At 73.3% G+C, this 1,534-nt stretch carries 2 protein-coding genes; one reads left to right on the top strand and one right to left on the bottom strand.

Translation table 11 applies throughout. From position 1 onward, the window contains the following. Positions 1–119 precede the first annotated feature (119 nt). Positions 120–767, top strand: coding sequence for a LysE family translocator (locus FKV24_RS07025; protein WP_141481872.1), 648 nt, complete (start codon positions 120–122; stop codon positions 765–767). Positions 768–788: 21 nt separating this feature from the next. Here the strand turns inward: FKV24_RS07025 and FKV24_RS07020 are convergent. Beyond that, positions 789–1,534, bottom strand: a 746-nt coding sequence (locus tag FKV24_RS07020; protein ID WP_141481871.1) for a mitochondrial fission ELM1 family protein, incomplete at its 5' end; no start/stop codon positions are given.

The raw sequence follows: 1,534 nt of genomic DNA, 5'->3' as shown, positions 1-1,534 counted from the left end.
CGCTGAGCCGGGGGAGGCTTACAATCGCGATGGCCGCGGCACCGCGATGCCATGCGGCACGCGGGCGGACGCCGCCGTGCGCTTGAGACCGTTCCCGCTGCCGACTCCGGAGGTGCGCCGTGCCCGATTTTCCCCATCTGCTGGCCTTCTCGCTGATCGCGCTGGGCATGGTGCTCACGCCGGGGCCGAACATGCTGTACCTGATTTCGCGCTCGATCAGCCAGGGGCCGGCGGCCGGGCTGGTCTCGCTGGGCGGGGTCGCGCTGGGGTTCGTGTTCTACATGGTCTGCGCCGCGCTGGGCATCACCGCGCTGGTGATGGCGGTGCCCTACGCCTACGACGCGCTGCGCATCGCTGGTGCCGCGTATCTGCTGTACCTGGCCTGGCAGGCGCTGAAGCCCGGCGGCGGCTCGCCGTTCGCCACGGTCGATGCGCAGTCGCGCCGGCTGCGCCACGACGGCCCGCGCCGGCTGTTCCTGATGGGCCTGTTCACCAATCTGCTCAACCCGAAGGCGGCGGTGCTGTACCTGTCGCTGCTGCCGCAGTTCATCGAACCCGAACGCGGCAGCGTGCTGGCGCAGTCGCTGGTGCTGGGTTTCACCCAGATCGCGATCAGCCTGGCGGTCAACGCGCTGCTGGTGCTGATGGCCGGTTCGATCGCCGGCTTCCTCGCCGGCCGCCCGTTGTGGGCGCAATGGCAGCGCTGGCTGATGGGCGGCGTGCTCGGCGCACTGGCGTTGCGGATGGCGACCGAAACCCGGCGCTGAGGCCGCTGCGCCGACAGGGCGCTACAGGCCCAGTCGGCTGGCGACCTCGGCGGCGACCCGCGCGGTCTCGCGCAGCGCCTGCGCCGGGAACGGCGCCATCAGCGGGTCCAGCGGCCGCACCCGGCCGCGTCCCAGCAGGCTGTCGACGAAGCGGCGCGGGCGGCCGCCGAGGCGGTCGATGCCGGCGACGAATACCGGCGCGTCGGTCGCGCAGGCCTCCGACAGCATGTTGACCGAGTCGGCGCTGGCGACGATGCGGTCGGCCCAGCCGAGCAGGCCGGGGTAGGGGTTGGGACCGTCGTCGGCGGCACCCGGGCTCCAGACCACGCCCGGCAGCCAGCCCAGGCGCTCGCGCATCCGCGCCGCGATCGCCGGCGGCGTGCGTCGCGAGGCGGTCGCCAGCACGCTGCCGCCCTCGCGCTGGACGCAGTCGGCAACGCATTCGAACAGCGCCTCGAAGCCCGCTTCGTCGAAGTCGGCGTGCGCGCTGGGCCCGCCGATCAGCACCGCCGTGCGCGGCCCCGGCAGTTCGCCGAACGTGGCGAAGTCGCGCCGTGCCGCCGCCAGCCACAGGTCGTCGACCGGGTGCAGGCTGCCGAGCAGGCGAATCACGTTGCGGCCGTGCAGGCCGTCGTGCTCGGGCGCGATCACCAGGTCCCAGTGACGGGTCGATATCCTCGGATCGAGGATCTGCACGGCGGCGACGCCATGCCGGCGCAGCAGCCGGGTCGCCAGTGCCGCCTGCCGCCCGCAGCCGATCGCCAGCC

Origin of the sequence: Marilutibacter maris (assembly GCF_006546735.2) — a bacterium.
Taxonomy (GTDB): domain Bacteria; phylum Pseudomonadota; class Gammaproteobacteria; order Xanthomonadales; family Xanthomonadaceae; genus Marilutibacter; species Marilutibacter maris.
The sequence above is the reverse complement of the archived record's forward strand: the minus strand, read 5'-3'. Positions and strand labels throughout refer to the sequence as shown.